The organism is Ensifer sp. CCNWLY38 (assembly GCF_037120565.1).
In the GTDB taxonomy this organism is placed as follows: domain Bacteria; phylum Pseudomonadota; class Alphaproteobacteria; order Rhizobiales; family Rhizobiaceae; genus Ensifer; species Ensifer adhaerens_H.
Map to the genome: position 1 here is coordinate 383245 of NZ_JBBBBO010000003.1, position 18851 is coordinate 402095.

An 18851-nucleotide genomic window follows, 5' to 3' on the forward strand; every position below is an offset into this window, starting at 1 on the left:
GAACTACGCCATTTAAACGGCGACCGTTCGTGGCATCACTCTAGATCGGCACCGACAGGCCGACTTTGACCGGATCCATCGTCACGAAGGTGCGGAATCGCTTGATATTCGCGTTGCCGAAGAACATCCGCCGCGTAAAGGCTTCATAGTCGGCCATCGTCGGCACGATGACGACGAGCATGAAATCGACATCGCCGGTCACGTAGTAGCATTGCTGCACCTCGGGCGCGGCGGTGAATGCCGCCTTCGCCGCGTCGAGCAGGGCGATCTGCTCGCTCTCGACCTCCACCTCTACCAGGATCGTCAGCGCCTGGTTGACGCTGACCGGGTCGATCAGCGCGACATTGGAGCGGATGACGCCGGTTTCCTCCATGCGCTTGATCCGCCGCTGGACGGCCGGAGCGGATAGATTGACCGCTTCGCCGATCTGGCGCTGCGGCGTCGTATTGTCCTTCTGCAGAATGGCGAGGATCGCGAGGTCGAAACGATCCAGTTCGACCTTTGGTTTTTTCGAAGGGGCCATCCGGTGCCTATCGGTTCCTGCGTTCGGAGCGGTTGCGAGCGGAACGCCACGCGTTGGCATACCCGATCTGCTTTACAAACTTGCATTGGTGGTAGCTATTTAGAGCGCATTTCTCGCCTGCGATGAAATAGATTTTCGTGGGTCTACGGAGATTGCACCATGTTCCTTGCCAACACCTATTCCGATTTTGGCCGTCACCTGCTGCCTGAGGATGCGGACATGCTGTCGCTCGCGGCCGCAGCAAATGTCGAGCGGCAGCTGGCGCGGCGCGCCGATCATCGGCCAACGCCGCTCCACGCCTTGCCGGCCCTGGCGGGCGAGCTCGGTGTTGCCGGCATCTTCGTCAAGGACGAGGGCCATCGCCTGGGGCTCGCAAGCTTCAAGGCGCTCGGCGGTTCCTATGCGGTGATCCGTCTGGTGATCGAAGAGGCGGAACGGCGTCTCGGGCGCAGCCTCGATCTCGATGACCTCGACCAGCCCGAGGTCCGGGCCGTGGCCGCTGGTATGACATTCGGCTGCGCCACCGACGGCAATCACGGCCGCTCCGTCGCCATGGGCGCCCGGCACGTTGGTGCGAGATCGGTAATTTTCGTGCATGCGGGCGTCAGCGAAAAACGCATCGAGGCGATCGCTCACTATGGCGCCGAGATCGTTCGGGTGGCCGGCACCTATGACGATTCTGTCCACGAGGCGGCGCGGGTCTGCGACGAGAATGGCTGGACGGTGGTTTCCGACACATCCTGGCCCGGCTACGAGTACATTCCCGGCTTGGTGATGCAGGGCTATACCGCGCTGCTCAGCGAGGCGTTGCGGCAGATGGAAGAGCCGCCGACCCATGTCTTCGTGCAGGCGGGCGTTGGCGGCATTGCCGCCGCTACCGCAGGACATCTGGCGTTGCGCTATGGAGCGGAGCGTCCGCGTTTCGTCGTCGTCGATCCCGCACGGGCGGCCTGCCTTTATGAAAGCGCCAAGGCCGGGCATCCCGTCAAGGTGGCGCATGGCGAGCCGACCATCATGGCGATGCTCGAATGTTACGAGCCGTCGCTCGTCGCCTGGCGTATCCTGTCCCGCGTGGCCGATGCCTTCATGACCGTCAATGAAGAGGACGCCGTTTCGGTCATGAACCGGCTCGCGCGCCCCATGGTCGGGGACCCGGCGATCGTCGCCGGTGAGAGCGGTGGCGTCGGGCTGGCCGGACTTCTGGCGGTTTCCCGTGATCCGGCGTTGCGGGAAGCGCTCGGATTGACCGCACGGTCGCGCGTCTTCGTCATCAATACCGAGGGGGCCACGGATCCGGAGCGTTATGCCGCACTGGTCGGGTTGTCGCCCGAGGCTGTCGCCAACGAACCGAACGAAAGAGGGTGACCTATGGCGGAAATGGATCTTGATCGGCTTGTCGCTGATATGACCGCCTGGCGCCGCGACCTGCACGCGCATCCGGAATTCGGTTTCGAGGAGCAGCGCACGTCATCCTTCGTCGCCGCGAAGCTCCGGGAATTCGGGCTCGATGAAGTGGTGGAAGGCGTCGGCGGCACCGGCGTCGTCGGCCGGCTGAAACGCGGCAGTGGCAATCGCGCCATAGCCCTCCGCGCCGACATGGACGCGCTGCGGATACCGGAACAGGGGGAGCTGGCCTATCGCTCGACCCGGCCCGACACCATGCATGCCTGCGGCCATGACGGCCACACCGCAATGCTGCTGGGGGCAGCGAAAATGCTGGCCGAAGGCGGCGACTTCGACGGCAGCGTTTGTTTCATCTTTCAGCCGGCCGAGGAATGGGGCAAAGGCGCGCTGGCGATGCTCGACGACGGCCTGATGGAACGTTTTCCTTTCGACGAGATCTACGGCCTCCACAACATGCCGGGGCTGCCGGTCGGCCGCTTCGAGACCCGTATCGGCGCGATCATGTCGGCGGAGGACAATTTCGAAATCGTGCTGAAAGGTGTTGGCGGGCATGCGGCGCGGCCGCATTGGGGCAACGAGACGCTTGTCGCGGCTTGCGCCACCGTCGTCAATCTGCAGACGATCGTCTCGCGGCGCCTTTCGCCGACGGATATCGGCGTCGTCTCGGTGACGGAGGTGCTGACCGATGGCACGCGCAATGCGCTTCCGGGCTTGGCGCGCATTCTCGGCGATTCCCGCAGCTTCCGCCCCGACGTCAGCGCCAAGATCGAGGCGGAGATGCGCGTGATCGCCAAGGGCACGGCGGATGCCTATGGCTGCGAGGTCGAGGTCAGCTATACGCGCGAGTTCGTGCCGCTCATCAACGACCCGGCCTTGACCGGCCACGCCTTTGCCGCGGCGGAAGCGGTGTTCGGGCATGAGAATGTCGCGACGGCCGCTGAGCCGATGACCGGTTCGGAGGATTTCGCGCGCTTCCTCGAGCACGTGCCGGGCTGCTTCGTCTTCATCGGCAACGGCGAGACGTCGGCGCCGCTGCACAATCCGCGATACGACTTCAACGACGACGCCCTGATCTTCGGCGCGCGCTACCACGCCGAAATCGTCAAGCAGAGACTGGCGCCGACTGAGCCCCGGCCATGAACAGAAATCCGCATGAAAGCAGGACAGAGATGCCATTGCATTCCATCGACGCCGCGCGCCTGACCGGGCGCATCCGTGAGCTTGGCGACATCGGTCGCGATCCCCAGGGCCAATTGACCCGATTGGCCGGATCGGACAACGACAAGGCGGGCCGCGATCGCCTCGTCGCCTGGATCGAGGCTGCCGGGCTCGACGTCGCTGTCGACCGCATCGGCAACATCTTCGGCATCTGGCGCGACGAGGGCAATGCCGGCGAGGCGCCCATCATGCTCGGCTCGCATATCGACACGGTGATCAATGCCGGCATCTATGACGGCTGCTACGGCGTTCTTGCCGGACTTGGGGTGATCGAGACTCTAAAGGAGCGGGGCGTGACGCCGGCCCGGCCGATCGTCGTGGCCGCCTTCACCAGTGAGGAGGGCGTGCGTTATGCGCCCGATATGCTGGGTTCGCTGGTCTATGCCGGTGGCCTCACCGTTGAGACGGCGCTCGCGACAGTCGGCACGGATGGCTCGATACTCGGAGAAGAACTGGTGCGGATCGGCTATGCCGGTATTGTCGAACCGGGATTCCTCAGACCTCACGCCTATGTCGAACTGCATATCGAGCAGGGGCCAGTGCTGGAGCGCGAGGGCATGGCAATCGGCGCGGTCGAGAACCTGCAGGGCATTTCCTGGCAGCGGGTGACCATCGATGGCGTCGCCAACCATGCCGGCACGACGCCGATGGCGATGCGCAATGATGCGGGACTTGCCGCCGCCCGCGTCGGTCTGTTCCTGCGCGAGCATATCGCCCGCTCGAACGCGCCGAGCGTGGCGACCATCGGCACCATGCGTTTCGAGCCCGACGCGATCAACGTCATCCCGTCGCGTGCGGTCTTCACCGTCGATCTGCGCGATCCGGACGAGGATCGGCTGCAGGGGCTCGAAGCGGCGCTTGCGGATTTCCTCCTGCGTGTCGCCGCTGAAGAGGGTGTCGAGATATCGGTCGAGCGCCTGGCGCGTTTCCAGCCGGTGGCCTTCGATCTGGGCATTGTCGCCACGATCGAGGCTTCGGCGAAGGCGCGCGGCCTGAAGAGCCGGCGCATGACTTCGGGTGCCGGCCATGATGCGCAGATGATCGCGCGCATCGCGCCAACGGCGATGATCTTCGTCCCGAGCCGCGACGGCATCAGCCACAATCCGCGTGAACACACGGAGCCGGAGGAACTGGTTGCCGGGGCGAACGTACTGCTTGATGTGGTCGAGCGGATTGCTTGCAGCGGCTGGAAAGGCCGTTAGGAATACGCGCGGCGAGAAATATGATGCTCTGTATCCGTAGCTCCGCCGCCACACTCCGGCAGGTCGTGATCGGGACAGACATTTCTCGAATGTAAAGCTCTGACGCCAGTTGAGCTGGTTCTCGCGCGTCAGAACCCGTTCCTACACGCAAATCCGCAGTCCGGTTTCGAGAAATAGCGCAGGTCCCTCTTCGTTGCGACGAAGCTGACTCACTTCAAGGCGCTCTTTTCGTGTCAACGGTCTTCTGCCGGGCAGACGATTCAGGCTGGCTCCGTTCGAAGCGCCTTTCCGGCGTCTGGCGGAAAAGGTTAAGGAAATTGCTGCCGCCGTGCCAGACCTTGCCGCTTGGTCCGTAATCCCGTGAGTCGCGCATCGATGAGTGGGGCTCGCTGTGGCTATCGCTGTCGATGACGGCAGCACCTCCGCCGCCTGCGCCGGTACCGCCGGGAACGCCGCCTACGCCGCTGCCGTCACCGGTGCCCCAACCGCCACCACCCCCATCGCCGCCACCCTCTGTGCCGTTGCTTCCGCCGCTCCCGACGTTTTCGCCACCTTGGTCGCTGCCATCAGTGCCATTTTCACCATTCCCGCCGCCGACATCGTCGTCCGCATGGGCGGCGGAAATCCAGGAAAAACCCGTGGCAAAACTCCCGCTGTCGTCGAGGCGTGGCAGAACTCCAGCGAGTGCCACAAGGCCGCCTATCGACAGGGCCGTCAGTGTCAGCAGGCGTGTCCTCAAGTCATTCTCCTCGTAAATGGCGTTTTTTCGTCGTCTTGCAAGAGTGCCGCAGAAGACGGCAGCTTGGCGTGAATGACGGGTCCGCCGGCGGCGACTTTTGCGTGAACCTTACATATCGTTCAACCGATAAGGGGGCAAGCTGTTCCCCCAGGGCCCAGCATCCGCCTTTCCGTCGGAAGGGACTACGAGGCGTCCCTCCCGACGTGTGCGCTTTAACTCTGAGCTTCGACCTCAGCGACCGGCATATAGAGGTCGCCACCCTCGCGGTATTTCGCGGCCATCGCCTCCAGCCCTTCCTTCTGTGCCTCGGCGCGAATGTCGTGCGAGATCCGCATCGAGCAGAATTTCGGACCGCACATCGAGCAGAAATGCGCGACCTTGTGCGCCTCCTTCGGCAGCGTCTCGTCGTGGAAGTTGCGGGCCGTCTCCGGGTCGAGAGAGAGGTTGAACTGGTCTTCCCAGCGAAACTCGAAGCGGGCGCGCGACAGGGCGTCGTCGCGCACCTGGGCCGCCGGATGCCCCTTGGCGAGATCGGCGGCGTGGGCCGCGATCTTGTAGGTGATGACGCCGACCTTGACGTCGTTGCAATCGGGCAGGCCCAGGTGCTCCTTCGGCGTGACGTAGCAGAGCATGGCTGTGCCGAACCAGCCGATCATCGCCGCACCGATGCCCGACGTGATGTGGTCGTAGCCCGGTGCAATGTCGGTCGTCAGCGGTCCGAGCGTGTAGAACGGCGCCTCGCCGCAGACGGCAAGCTGCTTGTCCATGTTCTCCTTGATCTTGTGCATCGGCACGTGGCCGGGGCCTTCGATCATCACCTGACAATCCTTGGCCCAGGCAATCTTCGTGAGTTCGCCGAGTGTTTCGAGTTCGGCAAACTGCGCCGCGTCGTTGGCGTCGGCGATCGAGCCCGGGCGCAGGCCGTCGCCGAGGGAGAAGGAGACGTCATAGGCGCGGCAGATGTCGCAGATTTCCTCGAAGTGCTCGTAAAGGAAGCTTTCCCGGTGGTGATGCAGACACCACTTGGCCATGATCGAGCCGCCGCGCGAGACGATGCCGGTGACGCGATCGACGGTGAGCGGGATGTAGTGCAGACGCACGCCCGCATGGATGGTGAAATAGTCGACGCCCTGTTCGGCCTGCTCGATCAGCGTGTCGCGATAGACCTCCCAGTTGAGATCTTCGGCAATGCCGTTGACCTTTTCCAGCGCCTGGTAGAGCGGCACGGTGCCGATCGGAACAGGCGAATTGCGGATGATCCATTCACGGATGTTGTGGATGTTGCGGCCGGTCGAAAGATCCATGACGGTATCGGCGCCCCAGCGGGTCGCCCAGACCATCTTTTCGACCTCCTCAGCCATCGACGAGGTGACGGCGGAGTTACCGATATTGGCGTTGATCTTCACCAGGAAGTTCCGGCCGATGATCATCGGTTCGGATTCCGGATGGTTGATGTTGGCGGGCAGGATCGCCCGGCCGCTGGCGATTTCCTGGCGCACGAACTCCGGCGTCACATGGTCGGGGATATGGGCGCCGAAGCTTTCGCCGTCGCGCGCTTTCGCGCGTGCCGCATCGCGGCCGAGGTTCTCGCGGATCGCCACGAACTCCATCTCCGGCGTGATGATGCCGGCGCGGGCGTAGGCAAGCTGCGTTACCGCCTTGCCGGCAGTCGCCTTCAGCGGCGCATGCTGGAACGGGAAGGTCGGCGTCAACCGGTCGCCGCTGGCAAAACCGTTGTCTTCAGGACGGACGATGCGTCCCTCGTAGGTTTCCACATCGCCGCGCCCGACGATCCAGTTGCGACGCAGTCGCGGCAGCCCCGCCTCGATGCTGATCTCCGCATCGTCAGCGGTATAGGCGCCGGAGGAATCGTAGACCGTGACCGGCGGTTCGCCGGACGTCGGATGCAACGCGATCTCGCGCATCGGCACGCGGATATCCGGGTGGAGGACGCCAGCCTTGTGGACCTTGCAGGAGGCGGGAAGCGGGCCTTGGGTGACCGAGAGGGGGGTAGGCTTTGTGGCAATATTCATGACGAGGCTCCAAGTTTGCGATTGGAGACCCAGTTCTGATGCCGGAAGGATGAAAGACGCTCCGCCAGATGCTGGACGCACGGAATCCTGGCTTCGATATCTGCACCGTCCCTACGCCAGTATGAACTGGATCAGGTTCAACGGGTCACTGCGCCACAGCCGGCAAGCCGGCCATCCAGCAGAATCTCAGCCCCTTGCGGGACCCCCCTGGTGAATGCCCAAGAGATAGCCATCGAACGGCACGGGTCGTCAAGCGCGAATTCGCCCGTCGACGAAGATGCAATTTTTGAGTGTATTTTGGCCGCTGGCGAGAGCTAGCTGCCGGATTTTTCCGAAACTCCGCGCTCTGCGTAATCGGCGCGGTTGATGCCGTGGCGCTGGAGCTTGTCGTAGAAGGTCTTGCGCGGGATGCCGAGCGCTTCGATCGTCGCCTTGACGTCACCACGCTGCGCCCTCAGCGCCTCCTTCAGGATCTCGGCCTCGTAGCGTTCAAGCCGCTCCGGCAGCGCGAAACCAGGCTGTTCAACGACTGCAACGGGCTGTCCCAGCGGGCCTTCGACGCCGAGTGCCACGCGCTCAGCAAAGTGCGAGAGTTCGCGCACATTGCCGGGCCAGGCATGGGTCATCAGGTGTTGCTGCACTGCCGGCGAGACGTGAGGCACGTCGCGCTTGAAGCGCTCCGCCGCCCGCGTCAGGAAATGCGAGAAGAGCAGCGGAATGTCGTCGCGACGTTCGCGCAGCGGCGGGATCGAGAGCGTCACCACATTCAATCGAAAGTAGAGGTCTTCGCGGAAATCGCCACGTTGCGCCGGATCACCGAGATCGATTTTTGCGGCGGCGATGACGCGGATATCTACCGGGCGCACCTGGTTGGTGCCGAGCGGCGTGATCTCGCGCGCTTCGAGCACCCGCAGCATCTTGACCTGGGTCGGGGGTGGCATCGCCTCGATCTCGTCGAGGAAGAGCGTGCCGCCGCTCGCGTGTTCGATCCGGCCCACACGCTTCTTCAGGGCACCGGTGAAGGCGCCCTGTTCGTGGCCGAAGAGCTCGCTCTCGATCACCGTTTCCGGCAGCGCGCCGCAGTTCAGCGCCACGAAGTTGCCGTCGCGGCGCCGGCTCCAGTTGTGCAGCAGCGTCGCCACGACTTCCTTGCCGCTGCCGGTTTCGCCGGCGACGAGCACGTCGACATCCGTATCGGCAATGTGCCGGATCGTCTGGCGCAAGCGCTCCATGACAGGCGTCTGGCCGATCAGCGGCAGGCTGTCGCCGGCCGTCTCGGCCGCCCGTTTGAGTGCGCGGTTCTCCATGACGAGACGGCGCTTTTCCAGCGCGCGCCGCACGCTCTGCACCAGCCGGTCGGCGGAAAAAGGTTTTGGGATGAAGTCATAGACGCCGTCCTGCAATGCCTGCACCGCCATCGGGATATCGCCATGGCCGGTCACCAGGATCACGGGCAGGTCGGCATCGAAGGCAGCGATGCGGCGAAAGAGCTGCAGCCCGTCGATGCCGGGCATGCGGATATCGCTGACGACGATGCCGTCGAAGTTCGTGTCGAGGGTTTCCAAGGCTTCGGCGGCGCTTGCAAGCGAGGTGACGGCGAGACCGGCAAGTTCCAGCGTCTGCGTCATCGCCTTGCGCAGGTCGTTGTCGTCGTCGATGAGGTAGACGGACGGCTGCATCGCTCAGGCCCTCTTCAGGCGAACCGTGAAGACGGTGCCCTTGTCGCTGGTTTCGACTGATATCTCGCCGCCATAGTCAGCGACGATCTCCTGGGAGATGGCGAGTCCAAGGCCGAGCCCTTCGTCCTTCGAGGTGTTGAAGGGGGTGAACAGGTCCTCGCGGATATGCTGTGGTATGCCGGGGCCGTTGTCGGCAACGACGAGGGCAACGGTGCCGGTCGGGCCATCTTCGCAGCGCACGCGGATCTTGGCATCGGCGCGATCGCCCAGCGCCTCCAGCGCGTTCTGCAAAAGGTTGATCAGTACCTGTTCCAAGCGAATGCGGCTGCCCACCACGCTGAGGCCATTATCCGGCAGATCGATGGCGATCGCATCCATGCGACCGGCGAAGCGGCTGCGGAGCAACATCAGCGCGCCCTCGATCACGTCACGCAGCGGCGTCGGCTCGGCAACGAAGCGACCCTTGCGGGCGAAGCTTCTGAGCTCGTCGGTGATGGTGCCGACCCTTTCGGTCAGTTCGGCGATGCTGACGAGGTTCTCGACCGCCGTTTGCTGTTGACCGCGGTCGAGGAAGGTGCGGGCATTGTCGGCATAGGCGCGAATGGTCGCGACCGGCTGGTTGATCTCATGGGCGACGCCGGCGGCCACCTGGCCGAGGATCGCCAGGCGGTTCGCCTGAACCAGTTCCTGCTGCACGGCCTGCAGCTTCTCGCCGGTGCGCCGGTGATCGGCAATCTCCGTTTCGAGATGATCGCGCGCAAGACTGAGGTCATGGGTACGCTCCGCCACGCGGCGCTCCAGCTCATCGCGTGCAGAACGCTCCCTCGTCGCAACCAGCGTCAGCGCCTGGCGGCGACGCAGGAGCAGGGCGGCGAGCGCGAGCAGCGGCACGATCACGGCCAGCGCAATCAGCCGGGCCTCGCGGGTTGCCGCCGAGACCGCACCATCCAATGGCGCCAGTTGCTCCAGCCGCCAACTCGTGGTCGGAACCATGGTTTCGACCCGCAGGAACCGCCGCTCGCTGTCGCCGGGCAATAGCGCACGCAGCTTGCTGGAGCCGTCGCTGGTCGACTCGATGTCGCGGAACGGCAGCTGCAGCAGCGAGGCATCGCCGAATTGCAGGCTGTCGCGGATCGCGGCCACCCGGTCGCGCGGAATGGTTCTGGTCGTCATGAAGCGCCAGGACGGGAAACTGGTGATGAGCACGATGCCGCGCCGGTCGGTGACATAGACCGGCTTACCGGAGGCGAGCCACTCCGCCTCCACATCGTCGAACTCGAGCTTGGCGACGACAACGCCGATCGGGCCGTCCTGCCCCTGGACCCGCCGGGAGATATAGAGACCCGGCCGTTTGCTGACCGTGCCCATGGCGAAATGCTCCGCCTTGCCGTCCCGCATCGCCATGCGGAAATATTCGCGGAAGGCATAGTCGTTGCCAACGAAGCTCGTCGGCTCACGCCAGTTGCTGGCGGCAATCGCAACGCCATTCGGACCGATCACATAGATGACGGCGGCGTCGGTATTGGCGGCGAGCGCCTGCAACTTCTCATTCAGCCGTTGCAGCGCTTCTGCGCTGCGGGTCGAAAGTGCGGCCTTCACCTCGACGTCATCGGCCAGCACCAACGGCGTCGAGCGCTGACGTTCGAGCACGGCGCGCAGCAGCGATGCCTTCAGATTGGCATCGATCCGGCTCTGGGCGTCGACCGTTTCGAGCGCCTGGCTGCGCCCATATTCACCGGCGGACAGAAGGCCGGCGGCGAGCAGCGCCAGAGCGAGGCCGGCGAACACCAGCCAGGTGCGGCGCATGGACCGGTCGAGATCTGCCAGATTGAGGGGCGCGGATGGGGCATTGAACATGGCCTGATTGTGCATTTTTTCGCTCAGACTTCCAGACGATCTGTGCGGAAATCCGCTCAACTCTTCGTGCGCGTTGAGGGGTGCGAACAAAACATCCACATCGATTCAATGGCTTGGCTCCAGCCGCGGAGAACTGGCACGGCCGTTGCAAATGACATCCTCATGACAGCCCGAGCTGTCGCGCATCGGAAATTGACCCGGGAGGCCCGGCATGACGCCGGACTGGGTCCAGTGGAGGATCTCATGATTATCGACCAATCCGCGGAACCGCGCGGCAAGACACCTTTCTATCGGCATCTCTATGTCCAGGTGCTGGGGGCCATCGCCGCGGGCATCCTGCTCGGCCATTTCTATCCGTCGCTCGGCACCGAGCTGAAGCCGCTCGGCGACGCCTTCATCCGCCTCGTCAAGATGATTATCGCACCGGTCATCTTCCTCACGGTTGCGACCGGCATTGCCGGCATGACCGATCTCGCCAAGGTCGGCCGCGTCGCCGGCAAGGCGATGATCTATTTCCTGACCTTCTCGACGCTGGCGCTGATCATCGGCCTGATCGTCGCCAATGTCGTTCAGCCGGGCGCCGGCATGCACATCGATCCGGCGTCGCTCGACGCCAAGGCGGTGACGACCTATGCCGAGAAGGCACATGAGCAGACGATCACCGGCTTCCTGATGAACATCATCCCGACCACGCTGGTCGGTGCTTTTGCCGATGGCGACATCCTGCAGGTACTGTTCATCTCGGTGCTCTTCGGTCTCGCGCTGGCGATGGTCGGCAAGAAGGCCGAGCCGGTCGTCGATTTCCTGCACGCGCTGACGCTGCCGGTCTTCAAGCTCGTCGGCATCCTGATGAAGGCCGCCCCGATCGGCGCCTTCGGCGCCATGGCGTTCACCATCGGCAAATACGGCGTCGCCTCGATCGCCAATCTGGCGATGTTGATCGGCACCTTCTACTTGACGTCCTTCCTCTTCGTCTTCCTGGTGCTCGGCGCCGTTGCCCGCTACAACGGCTTCTCGATCATCGCGCTGATCCGCTACATCAAGGAAGAACTGCTGCTGGTTCTCGGCACATCCTCGTCGGAGGCTGCACTGCCGGGCCTGATGAGCAAGATGGAAAAGGCCGGCTGCAAGCGCTCGGTCGTCGGCCTGGTCATTCCGACCGGCTACTCCTTCAACCTCGACGGCACCAACATCTACATGACGCTTGCGGCCCTCTTCATCGCCCAGGCGATGGATATCCCGCTGTCGCTCGGCGACCAGGTGTTGCTGCTGCTCGTCGCCATGTTGAGTTCCAAGGGTGCCGCCGGCATCACCGGCGCCGGATTCATCACGCTGGCCGCAACGCTCTCGGTCGTTCCCGCCGTGCCGGTCGCCGGCATGGCGCTGATCCTCGGCATCGACCGCTTCATGTCGGAATGCCGCGCTCTCACCAACTTCGTCGGCAATGCGGTCGCGACGATCGTGGTTGCGAAGTGGGAAGGTGAACTGGATGAAGCTCAGATGGCGGCCGTGCTTGGCGGCCGTACGCCTGAAGCGCTTCCGCAGCCGGCATTGCAGCCGGCCGAATAAGCTTGCCTCCCAAGGCATGACTGCCTAAGCGCAGTCCGGACGCGGCTCGTGGCAACACGGGCCGCGTCGTCGTTTGAGCTTACTGACCGCTCAGCGACATCTTCGATTTTTCAGGCGCGCCGGCGTTCAGATAGGCGATGAATTCCCGGAGCATAGGCACTCGGCGAGGGCGGAAGCTCTCTTCAGTCATGCGGATATCGACGACGCGATCGACGCGGAACTTGCGATAGCCCTCTCTGAGGCAGCACCAGGCAAGCAGCACCAGCACCCGTTCGAGGTAGACGATCGCGAGAGGCAGGACCTGCCGGTCGGTCCTCTGCTGCCCAGCATCGACATAGCCGATGACGACTGCGCGCTCCTGCCAGCAGGCTTCGCGCAGTAGGCCGACATCGGCTGCCGGCGGGTCCCGGCGCTCGAAGCGATAGACCTGCGATGCGGCGTGCAGCGCCTGGCGTTGCAGCCGGTCGGGCAGTGTCGCCGTTATCTTCGAAAGCACCGCGACCGCCGCTGCCGCGAGATCCGGCTCGCCCATGTGCTGTACTTCGGCGAGGCCGAGCACCAGTGCTTCGATTTCGAGCCGCGTGAAGGTCTGGGGTGGCAAGGCAATGTCCTCCGTCAGCCGGTAGCCGAAGCCCCGCTCGCCATCGATGACGGCGCCAGCGGCGCGCAGGCTGTCGATGTCCCGGTAGAGCGAGCGCAACGACACGCCGGTCTCTTCGGCGAGCCGAGCGGCCGTTACCGGGGAAGGGAGGGTGCGCAGCGCCTGCAGCAGGCGGAACAAACGATCACTACGGGCCATGACTGAAGATAGACGAAGCCTACTGACGGAAACTGACAGTTGGGCAACTGTATAGGTTTCGCATTCGCAAACGCAACCGAGGACTTCATCATGCTGACGCTCTTTCACGCCCCGCGCTCGCGCTCGTCGCGCATCATCACGCTGCTTCGCGAACTCGACGCCCTCGACAAGGTCGAAATCAAGATCGTCGACATCACCCGCGGTGACGGCAGTGGCCGGAAGGACCCGGCGAACCCGCATCCGGAAGGCAAGGTGCCGCTGCTCGTCCATGACGGCGTCGTGCTGTGGGAAAGCATTGCGATCATTCAGTATCTGACCGATCTCTTCCCGGAAAAGAAGCTGGCGCCGCCTGTCGGCGACCCGCAGCGCGGCCGTTATCTGAGCTGGCTTGCCTGGTACGCCGGCGTCGTCGAGCCGGTGCTGATCATGCAGGCGGCGGGGCTTTCGCACCCCTATCTGGATACCACCTTCCGCGGTCCGGAACAGATGGCACAGCGCCTTGAAAACGCGCTGAAGGACAGGCCCTATCTGATGGGCGAACACTACTCGGCGGTCGACCTGCTGCTGCATTCGCCCTTTGCCTGGTATCCTGCAGCGACACCGGACAGCGAAGTCGTCAAGGCGTGGGTCGAACGCTGCGGGCAGCGCCCGTCGCTGCAATGGACCACCGACTACGACACTCGCACCGCGGCCGCGGCCTGACTGCGCTGAGTGGCCGCTCTCGGAGAGGGCGGCACTTCCTCCGCTATTTTCGCTTGAGGTTGATCTCGCTCGTCACCACCCGCTTGCCGGAAGCTGGGTCGACATCAACCGTCGTCAACTGCATGCCGTCGGCGCCGATCTTGCGTACGGTCAGATCGGCGCGGCGGTCGCCGTTGACCTCCTTAGCCCAGCGGATGGTGAGATTGATCGCATCGCCGCGGCGGCTGCCGTTGAGACCGGCACGGCCGCCGCGCGGGCCGAGATAAGAGCCGCTATAGGTTGAGCCTGTATAGCGAAGCTTCGCGTCGATGGAGCGTGAGATCAGCAACATGCCCCGGCAGACACCGGCCATCGACAGCGCGAGGCCGATTGCTTCGGAATTGAAGCTGCAGGACACGTTGACTGGCGACATGTTGGTCCGGATACGGACGACGCCGCTGCCCGCCCAGCTCCCGCCCAAGGACTTCAGGAACGCGCCCTCGTCCGCGCGCGCAACGCCGGCGGCGCATGCGGTCATGACGACAAGCAACAGCCATCGTGGCATGGATGCAACCCTCCGTTCAGCGGCATCAATAGTACATCAGTGGGCATCTAGGTCACCAGCCGAACGTGTCAGCGTGGCGGATGTTCCGTTCTTCGCTTCAGATCCCGTGCAGAACCTGTGTCGCCTTGACGGCGGCCGATGCCCGGTTCTCGACGCCGAGCTTCACATAGATCTGTTCCAGATGCTTGGTTACTGTGCGCGCGCTCAGGCCGAGGATCTCGCCGATGTCGCGGTTCGCCTTGCCCTTGGCGATCCAGAGCAGCACCTCGGATTCCCGCTGTGTCAGCGCGAAGTGCTGGCGCAGCATTTCGTCGTCCGTCAGCCGGTTCTCGGCCGTCAGGCGGAACAGATATTCGTTCGGGCCGATGCCGCCGAGATAGGATATCTGCAGGCCCGATTGGCCTGGCTCATCGAGCGTGAAGCTTTCTTCGTGAGAGGACGGTCCCCGATTGCGGTTTTCCATCCAGCGCGCGATACGTTTCGTGACCGTGCTCAACCCATCGTCACGGCCGGTTGCGGCATTGACGAGGCGGGTTGCCTGCGGGGTCGACCAGCAGATGCTGCCATCGGCGCGCACAGCCAGGAGATGGCGCCCGGCCGCATCGAGCGCGACGCGTGCGCTCTGGGCCGAACGGGCGTTGGAGAGGTGGACGCGAATACGGGCCCGAAGCTCGTCGATATTGATCGGCTTCGTCAGATAGTCGACGCCGCCCGCCTCTAGCGCACGAACAACGTGTTCGGTCTCCGTCAATCCGGTCATGAACAGCACCGGCGTCTGGCCGACGGCGGCGTTGGCTTTGAGGCGCCGGCAGGTCTCGAAGCCGTCCATGCCCGGCATGACAGCGTCGAGCAGAATGACGTCGGGGGTGATGCGCTCCGCGATCGAAAGCGCTGCATTGCCCGACGTGGCGATCAGCGCGGAAAAGCCCGATCGCTCCAGCGCCTCGGTGAGGAAGCCGAGAGCTTCCGGCGAATCGTCGACCAGCAGAACGATGTCGCGGCGGTCATAGGTCTCAGCCACGGGCGTCGCCTCCTTCTTGGGGGGTGTTCTTGAGGAAGGCGTCGTAGCCGGAAAGATCGAAGGCCTGCACATAGGAACGAGCCTCCTCGACAAAGGATTGGTGTTCGGGCGCGAGCGCGATCTCCGTCAACTTGGCCTCGATGCCCCTGATGTAACCGATCTCGCCGAGGCGGATCAGTTCCTGCACATGTTGAAGATCCGGACGCATCATCGATCGGACCGTTGGCGCGGCATGCGGCGGCTGTTCCTCGTCTTCGTGGATCCAGGTCAAGCCGAGATGCACAGCAAGCTTGTCGACGAGTTGTCCAACGACGAAGGGTTTGGCGAGCGTGTCGTTGTGGCCGGTAAAGGCGCCGGTGGTCGAGCCGTCGCCGATATTGGCCGACAGCATGATGACCGGCGCCATTTCTCCTGCTTCACGCAGCCTGGCGGCGAGTTCCCAGCCGTTCATGCCCGGCATCGATATGTCGATCAGGAAGAGGTCAGGGCTGACGTCCGCAAGGAGGGACAGGCAATCGGTCCCGGATGGGACGGCGACGACCGTAAAATCCATGGGCGCCAGGATCTCGCGCATCAGCGTGCGGTGATCGGCATTGTCGTCGACGACGACGATCGTGCGCCGCGAGCCGAGATAGGAAGTGACGCGCCGGACGGGCGCAGCAAGCGCCGGACGGTCGACGGCCGAAAGCATCAGCCGGACGCGGAAGGTGGTGCCTTTGCCAAGCGTGCTCGTGACAGCGATTTCGCCGCCGAGCGTCTGCGTCAAAAGTCGGGTGATCGTCAGGCCCAGCCCGAGGCCTGGCATGCTGCCTTGATGCTCGGCCTCGCCGCGCTGGAAGGGGTCGAAGATGCGCGGCAGGTCCTTGTCCGCAATGCCACGGCCGCTATCGATAACGGTGAAGGTCGCCACCTGGCTTCGATAGGCGACGTCCAGGCGGATGCCGCCGCGCTCCGTGAATTTCAGCGCGTTGGAGAGAAGGTTGACGAGGATCTGGCGCAGGCGCTTCTCGTCGGTTTTCACATAACGCGGCAGACTGGCGGCGCGTTCATGCTCAAAGGCGATGCCTTTCGCCTGCGCCTGCGGCCGGAACATTTCGACGATCTGGTCGAGGAAATCGAAAATGTTGATCTCGTTGGAATAGACCTGCAGCTTGCCGGCCTCGATCTTGGAGATATCCAGCAGCCCGTCGATCAGGCCGGAGAGATGGTCGGCGCTGCGCTTGATCACCTTGATCGCGCCCTGGCGCGCCGGCGGAATGGTCTCGTCGCGCTCCAGTACCTGGGCGTAGCCGAGCACGGCGTTGAGCGGCGTTCGGAGCTCGTGGCTGAGGCCGACGACATAGCGGCTCTTGGCGCGGTTGGCGGCTTCCGCCGTTTCCTTCGCCTGCTGCAGGGCCGCATCGGTCTTCTTGTGGGCGGCGATTTCCTTGAGCAGCAGGGTGTTTTGGCGCGAGGATTCTTCCTCAGCGACCACGCGGCTGTCATGGGCGAGCACATAGAACCAGGAGACGATGCCGGCGAGCACCGCAAAGACGAAAAAGACGATGGCGACGGTGCGCTCGACCACCGCGGTGCTTTCCGGAGAAGCGCCGGCGGTCTGATGCGCGATCATTGCCAGGATCAGGCCTATGCCGGCAATCGAGAGGATCGCCGAGATCGCGTAACGACCAAGGCGCGTCGCCAGCTTTTCCGTGATGGCGCGCGGAAGCAGGGTGTTGGCGACGGTTGCGACCTGGGCGTTGAAACGCGCCTTCGGCTTGCACATGTCGTGGCAGCGGCTGTCGAGCGAACAGCAGAGCGAGCAGATCGGCGCCGCATAGGCCGGGCACCAGGCCATGTCTTCCGGCTCGAACGGATGTTCGCAGATCGAGCAGGTGATCTCGGTCCGGTTGGCCCAGCTCCTGCGCGGCTTGCGGGCGAGGTAGAATTTGCCATCCGTCAGCCAAGCGATCAGCGGCGAGGCGATGAAGGCGACGACAAGCGCGATATAGGGAGCAAGCGAGGCGGCGATCTCGCCGAAGGCGCCGAAATGCGCCGTCAGCGCCACCGTCGCCGAGGTCGCCATGGCGCCAAGCCCGACCGGGTTGATGTCGTAAAGATGCGCACGCTTGAATTCGATACCGGGCGGCGACAGACCGAGCGGCTTGTTGACGAAGAGGTCGGCTGAGATCGTGCAAAGCCAGGCCATGGCGATGATCGAAAAGACGCCGAGCGTTTCCTCAAGCAGCCGGTAGATGCCGAGCTCCATCAGAAGTAGCGCGATCGCGACGTTGAAGATCAGCCAGACGACCCGTCCCGGGTGGCTGTGCGTCAGCCGCGAGAAGAAGTTCGACCAGGCAAGCGATCCGGCATAGGCATTCATGACGTTGATTTTCAGCTGCGACACGACGACGAAGGCGACCATCAGCAGCAGCGCTGCCGTTTCGGACGGGATCATGTAGCCGAAGGCGGTGTAGTACATCTGCGCCGGATCAGCGGCCCTGGTCGAGGGCACGCCGCTCGAAAGCGCCAGTACGACAAGGAAGGAGCCGGCGAGCAGTTTCGGCGCGCCGACGATCACCCATCCCGAACCGGCGAGGAACACGGCAATGCGGTGATGCAGCTTGCGCTGGCCGTCGGGCGGCAGGAAGCGCAGGAAGTCGACCTGCTCGCCGATCTGCGCCATCAGCGCGAAGATCACGGCCGACGCCGCACCGAACTCGACGAGATCGAACGGCGCGATCGTTCCAGGTGGCCCGGACGCATGATGAAGGCCGGAATAGGCGAGCCAGGTGCCAACCTTTTCCCAGTCGGCAAAGGCGATGAAGACAAAGGGCAGGATGTTGAGCACGATCCAGAACGGCTGGGTCAGAAGCTGGAACTTGCTGATCAGCCGCACGCCGTGGGTGACGAGTGGAATGACCATGACGGCGCTGACGATGTAGCCGATCCACAAGGGAATACCGAGCGCCAGTTCGAGGGCGCCGGACATGATCGAAGCTTCGATGGCAAAGAGGATGAAGGTGAAGCTTGCGTAGATCAGCGAGGTCAGTGTCGAGCCGATATAGCCGAAGCTGGCGCCGCGGGTCAGAAGATCGATGTCGACGCCATGGCGGATGGCATAGCGGCTGATCGGCAGGCCGACCGTCAGGATCATCAGGCTTGCAACGAGAATAGCGACGATCGCGTTGGTCGTGCCGTAGGACATGGTGATGGCGCCGCCGATCGCCTCCAGCGCCAGGAAGGAGATCGCGCCGATGGCTGTCTGGGAGATGCGTTCGGAGGAAAAGCGGCGCGCGCTCTTGGCAGTGAAGCGCAGCGCATAGTCTTCCAGCGTCTGGTTGGCGACCCAACGATTGTATTCACGCCTGACGGGAATGATGCGCTGGCGTGCGGCCATTGGGGTCCTAACGTGCCGTAACGGGGTCTCTGCCTCTTTTCTTAGCACGGAAGTTTTCTGCATAAAATTGCTGCAATAGAGAAAATGTGCGGGTGCAGCAAAGAAATGTCGGCATCCGGTTTTGACTCTTGCCGTAGCCGAAACCGGAGCGTTGAAAAATGTCGGGAGTTATTGATCGCCGC

At 63.7% G+C, this 18851-nt stretch carries 14 protein-coding genes and 1 riboswitch; of the genes, 5 read left to right on the forward strand and 9 right to left on the reverse strand.

Annotated features, from left to right (window positions below):
• Positions 1-40 precede the first annotated feature (40 nt).
• Complete coding sequence (locus V7S54_RS08865; protein ID WP_336408277.1) at positions 41-523, reverse strand: Lrp/AsnC family transcriptional regulator; 483 nt, start codon at positions 521-523, stop codon at positions 41-43.
• Between the two features lie 159 nt (positions 524-682).
• On the opposite strand from V7S54_RS08865, the gene V7S54_RS08870 reads away from it, so the two are divergent.
• Genes V7S54_RS08870 through V7S54_RS08880 form a run of 3 tightly spaced genes read left to right on the forward strand, consistent with a single transcriptional unit; the run spans position 683 to position 4347 of the window.
• Positions 683-1888, forward strand: a complete 1206-nt coding sequence (locus tag V7S54_RS08870; RefSeq protein WP_336408278.1) for a diaminopropionate ammonia-lyase — start codon at positions 683-685, stop codon at positions 1886-1888.
• A 3-nt stretch (positions 1889-1891) separates the two neighbouring features.
• A complete protein-coding gene (locus V7S54_RS08875) occupies positions 1892-3067 on the forward strand; it encodes a M20 aminoacylase family protein (protein WP_336408279.1) in 1176 nt (391 codons plus the stop codon).
• A 29-nt stretch (positions 3068-3096) separates the two neighbouring features.
• A complete protein-coding gene (locus V7S54_RS08880; protein WP_336408280.1) occupies positions 3097-4347 on the forward strand; it encodes a Zn-dependent hydrolase in 1251 nt (416 codons plus the stop codon).
• A 214-nt stretch (positions 4348-4561) separates the two neighbouring features.
• Here V7S54_RS08880 and V7S54_RS08885 read toward each other — a convergent pair whose 3' ends face one another.
• The 4 genes from V7S54_RS08885 to V7S54_RS08900 form a co-directional block, all read right to left on the reverse strand.
• Positions 4562-5086 (reverse strand): hypothetical protein, encoded by a 525-nt coding sequence (locus tag V7S54_RS08885; RefSeq protein ID WP_336408281.1) that lies wholly within the window; start codon positions 5084-5086, stop codon positions 4562-4564.
• Between the two features lie 212 nt (positions 5087-5298).
• Entirely contained in the window at positions 5299-7119 is a 1821-nt protein-coding gene (gene thiC, locus V7S54_RS08890; protein ID WP_336408282.1) for a phosphomethylpyrimidine synthase ThiC, read from the reverse strand.
• A gap of 90 nt (positions 7120-7209) precedes the next feature.
• A riboswitch (TPP riboswitch) is annotated at positions 7210-7338 on the reverse strand.
• A gap of 95 nt (positions 7339-7433) precedes the next feature.
• Positions 7434-8798, reverse strand: coding sequence for a sigma-54-dependent transcriptional regulator (locus V7S54_RS08895; protein ID WP_336408283.1), 1365 nt, complete (start codon positions 8796-8798; stop codon positions 7434-7436).
• A 3-nt stretch (positions 8799-8801) separates the two neighbouring features.
• Positions 8802-10670: a sensor histidine kinase gene (locus tag V7S54_RS08900; protein WP_442892546.1), complete on the reverse strand. Its 1869-nt coding sequence runs from the start codon at positions 10668-10670 to the stop codon at positions 8802-8804.
• A gap of 228 nt (positions 10671-10898) precedes the next feature.
• Between V7S54_RS08900 and V7S54_RS08905 the strand changes: the two genes are divergently transcribed.
• Positions 10899-12224 carry a dicarboxylate/amino acid:cation symporter gene (locus V7S54_RS08905; protein WP_065373239.1) on the forward strand — a complete coding sequence of 442 codons (1326 nt, stop codon included), beginning with the start codon at positions 10899-10901 and terminating at the stop codon, positions 12222-12224.
• A 79-nt stretch (positions 12225-12303) separates the two neighbouring features.
• Here V7S54_RS08905 and V7S54_RS08910 read toward each other — a convergent pair whose 3' ends face one another.
• Positions 12304-13023, reverse strand: a complete 720-nt coding sequence (locus V7S54_RS08910; RefSeq protein WP_065373238.1) for a helix-turn-helix transcriptional regulator — start codon at positions 13021-13023, stop codon at positions 12304-12306.
• Between the two features lie 90 nt (positions 13024-13113).
• Here V7S54_RS08910 and V7S54_RS08915 point away from each other — a divergent pair, with 90 nt between their 5' ends.
• The gene (locus V7S54_RS08915) at positions 13114-13725 is read left to right on the forward strand and encodes a glutathione S-transferase family protein (RefSeq protein ID WP_336408284.1); all 612 of its coding nucleotides are present in this window, start codon (positions 13114-13116) and stop codon (positions 13723-13725) included.
• Positions 13726-13768: 43 nt separating this feature from the next.
• Here the strand turns inward: V7S54_RS08915 and V7S54_RS08920 are convergent, their stop codons facing one another.
• The 3 genes from V7S54_RS08920 to V7S54_RS08930 form a co-directional block, all read right to left on the reverse strand.
• A complete protein-coding gene (locus tag V7S54_RS08920) occupies positions 13769-14269 on the reverse strand; it encodes a hypothetical protein (RefSeq protein ID WP_057251760.1) in 501 nt (166 codons plus the stop codon).
• Between the two features lie 97 nt (positions 14270-14366).
• On the reverse strand, positions 14367-15290 hold the full coding sequence (locus V7S54_RS08925) for a response regulator transcription factor (protein ID WP_065373237.1): 924 nt from the start codon (positions 15288-15290) through the stop codon (positions 14367-14369).
• Positions 15283-18669, reverse strand: a complete 3387-nt coding sequence (locus tag V7S54_RS08930; protein ID WP_336408285.1) for a hybrid sensor histidine kinase/response regulator — start codon at positions 18667-18669, stop codon at positions 15283-15285. Before V7S54_RS08930 ends, V7S54_RS08925 begins: the two co-directional genes overlap by 8 nt.
• Positions 18670-18851: the final 182 nt, after the last annotated feature.

Bases quoted from the DNA above. Each gene is read 5' to 3' on its own strand.
- V7S54_RS08865 (WP_336408277.1), bottom strand. From the start codon at position 523: ATGGCCCCTTCGAAAAAACCAAAGGTCGAACTGGATCGTTTCGACCTC.
- V7S54_RS08870 (WP_336408278.1), top strand. From the start codon at position 683: ATGTTCCTTGCCAACACCTATTCCGATTTTGGCCGTCACCTGCTGCCT.
- V7S54_RS08875 (WP_336408279.1), top strand. From the start codon at position 1,892: ATGGCGGAAATGGATCTTGATCGGCTTGTCGCTGATATGACCGCCTGG.
- V7S54_RS08880 (WP_336408280.1), top strand. From the start codon at position 3,097: ATGCCATTGCATTCCATCGACGCCGCGCGCCTGACCGGGCGCATCCGT.
- thiC (WP_336408282.1), bottom strand. From the start codon at position 7,119: ATGAATATTGCCACAAAGCCTACCCCCCTCTCGGTCACCCAAGGCCCG.
- V7S54_RS08895 (WP_336408283.1), bottom strand. From the start codon at position 8,798: ATGCAGCCGTCCGTCTACCTCATCGACGACGACAACGACCTGCGCAAG.
- V7S54_RS08900 (WP_442892546.1), bottom strand. From the start codon at position 10,670: ATGCACAATCAGGCCATGTTCAATGCCCCATCCGCGCCCCTCAATCTG.
- V7S54_RS08905 (WP_065373239.1), top strand. From the start codon at position 10,899: ATGATTATCGACCAATCCGCGGAACCGCGCGGCAAGACACCTTTCTAT.
- V7S54_RS08910 (WP_065373238.1), bottom strand. From the start codon at position 13,023: ATGGCCCGTAGTGATCGTTTGTTCCGCCTGCTGCAGGCGCTGCGCACC.
- V7S54_RS08915 (WP_336408284.1), top strand. From the start codon at position 13,114: ATGCTGACGCTCTTTCACGCCCCGCGCTCGCGCTCGTCGCGCATCATC.
- V7S54_RS08920 (WP_057251760.1), bottom strand. From the start codon at position 14,269: ATGCCACGATGGCTGTTGCTTGTCGTCATGACCGCATGCGCCGCCGGC.
- V7S54_RS08930 (WP_336408285.1), bottom strand. From the start codon at position 18,669: ATGGCCGCACGCCAGCGCATCATTCCCGTCAGGCGTGAATACAATCGT.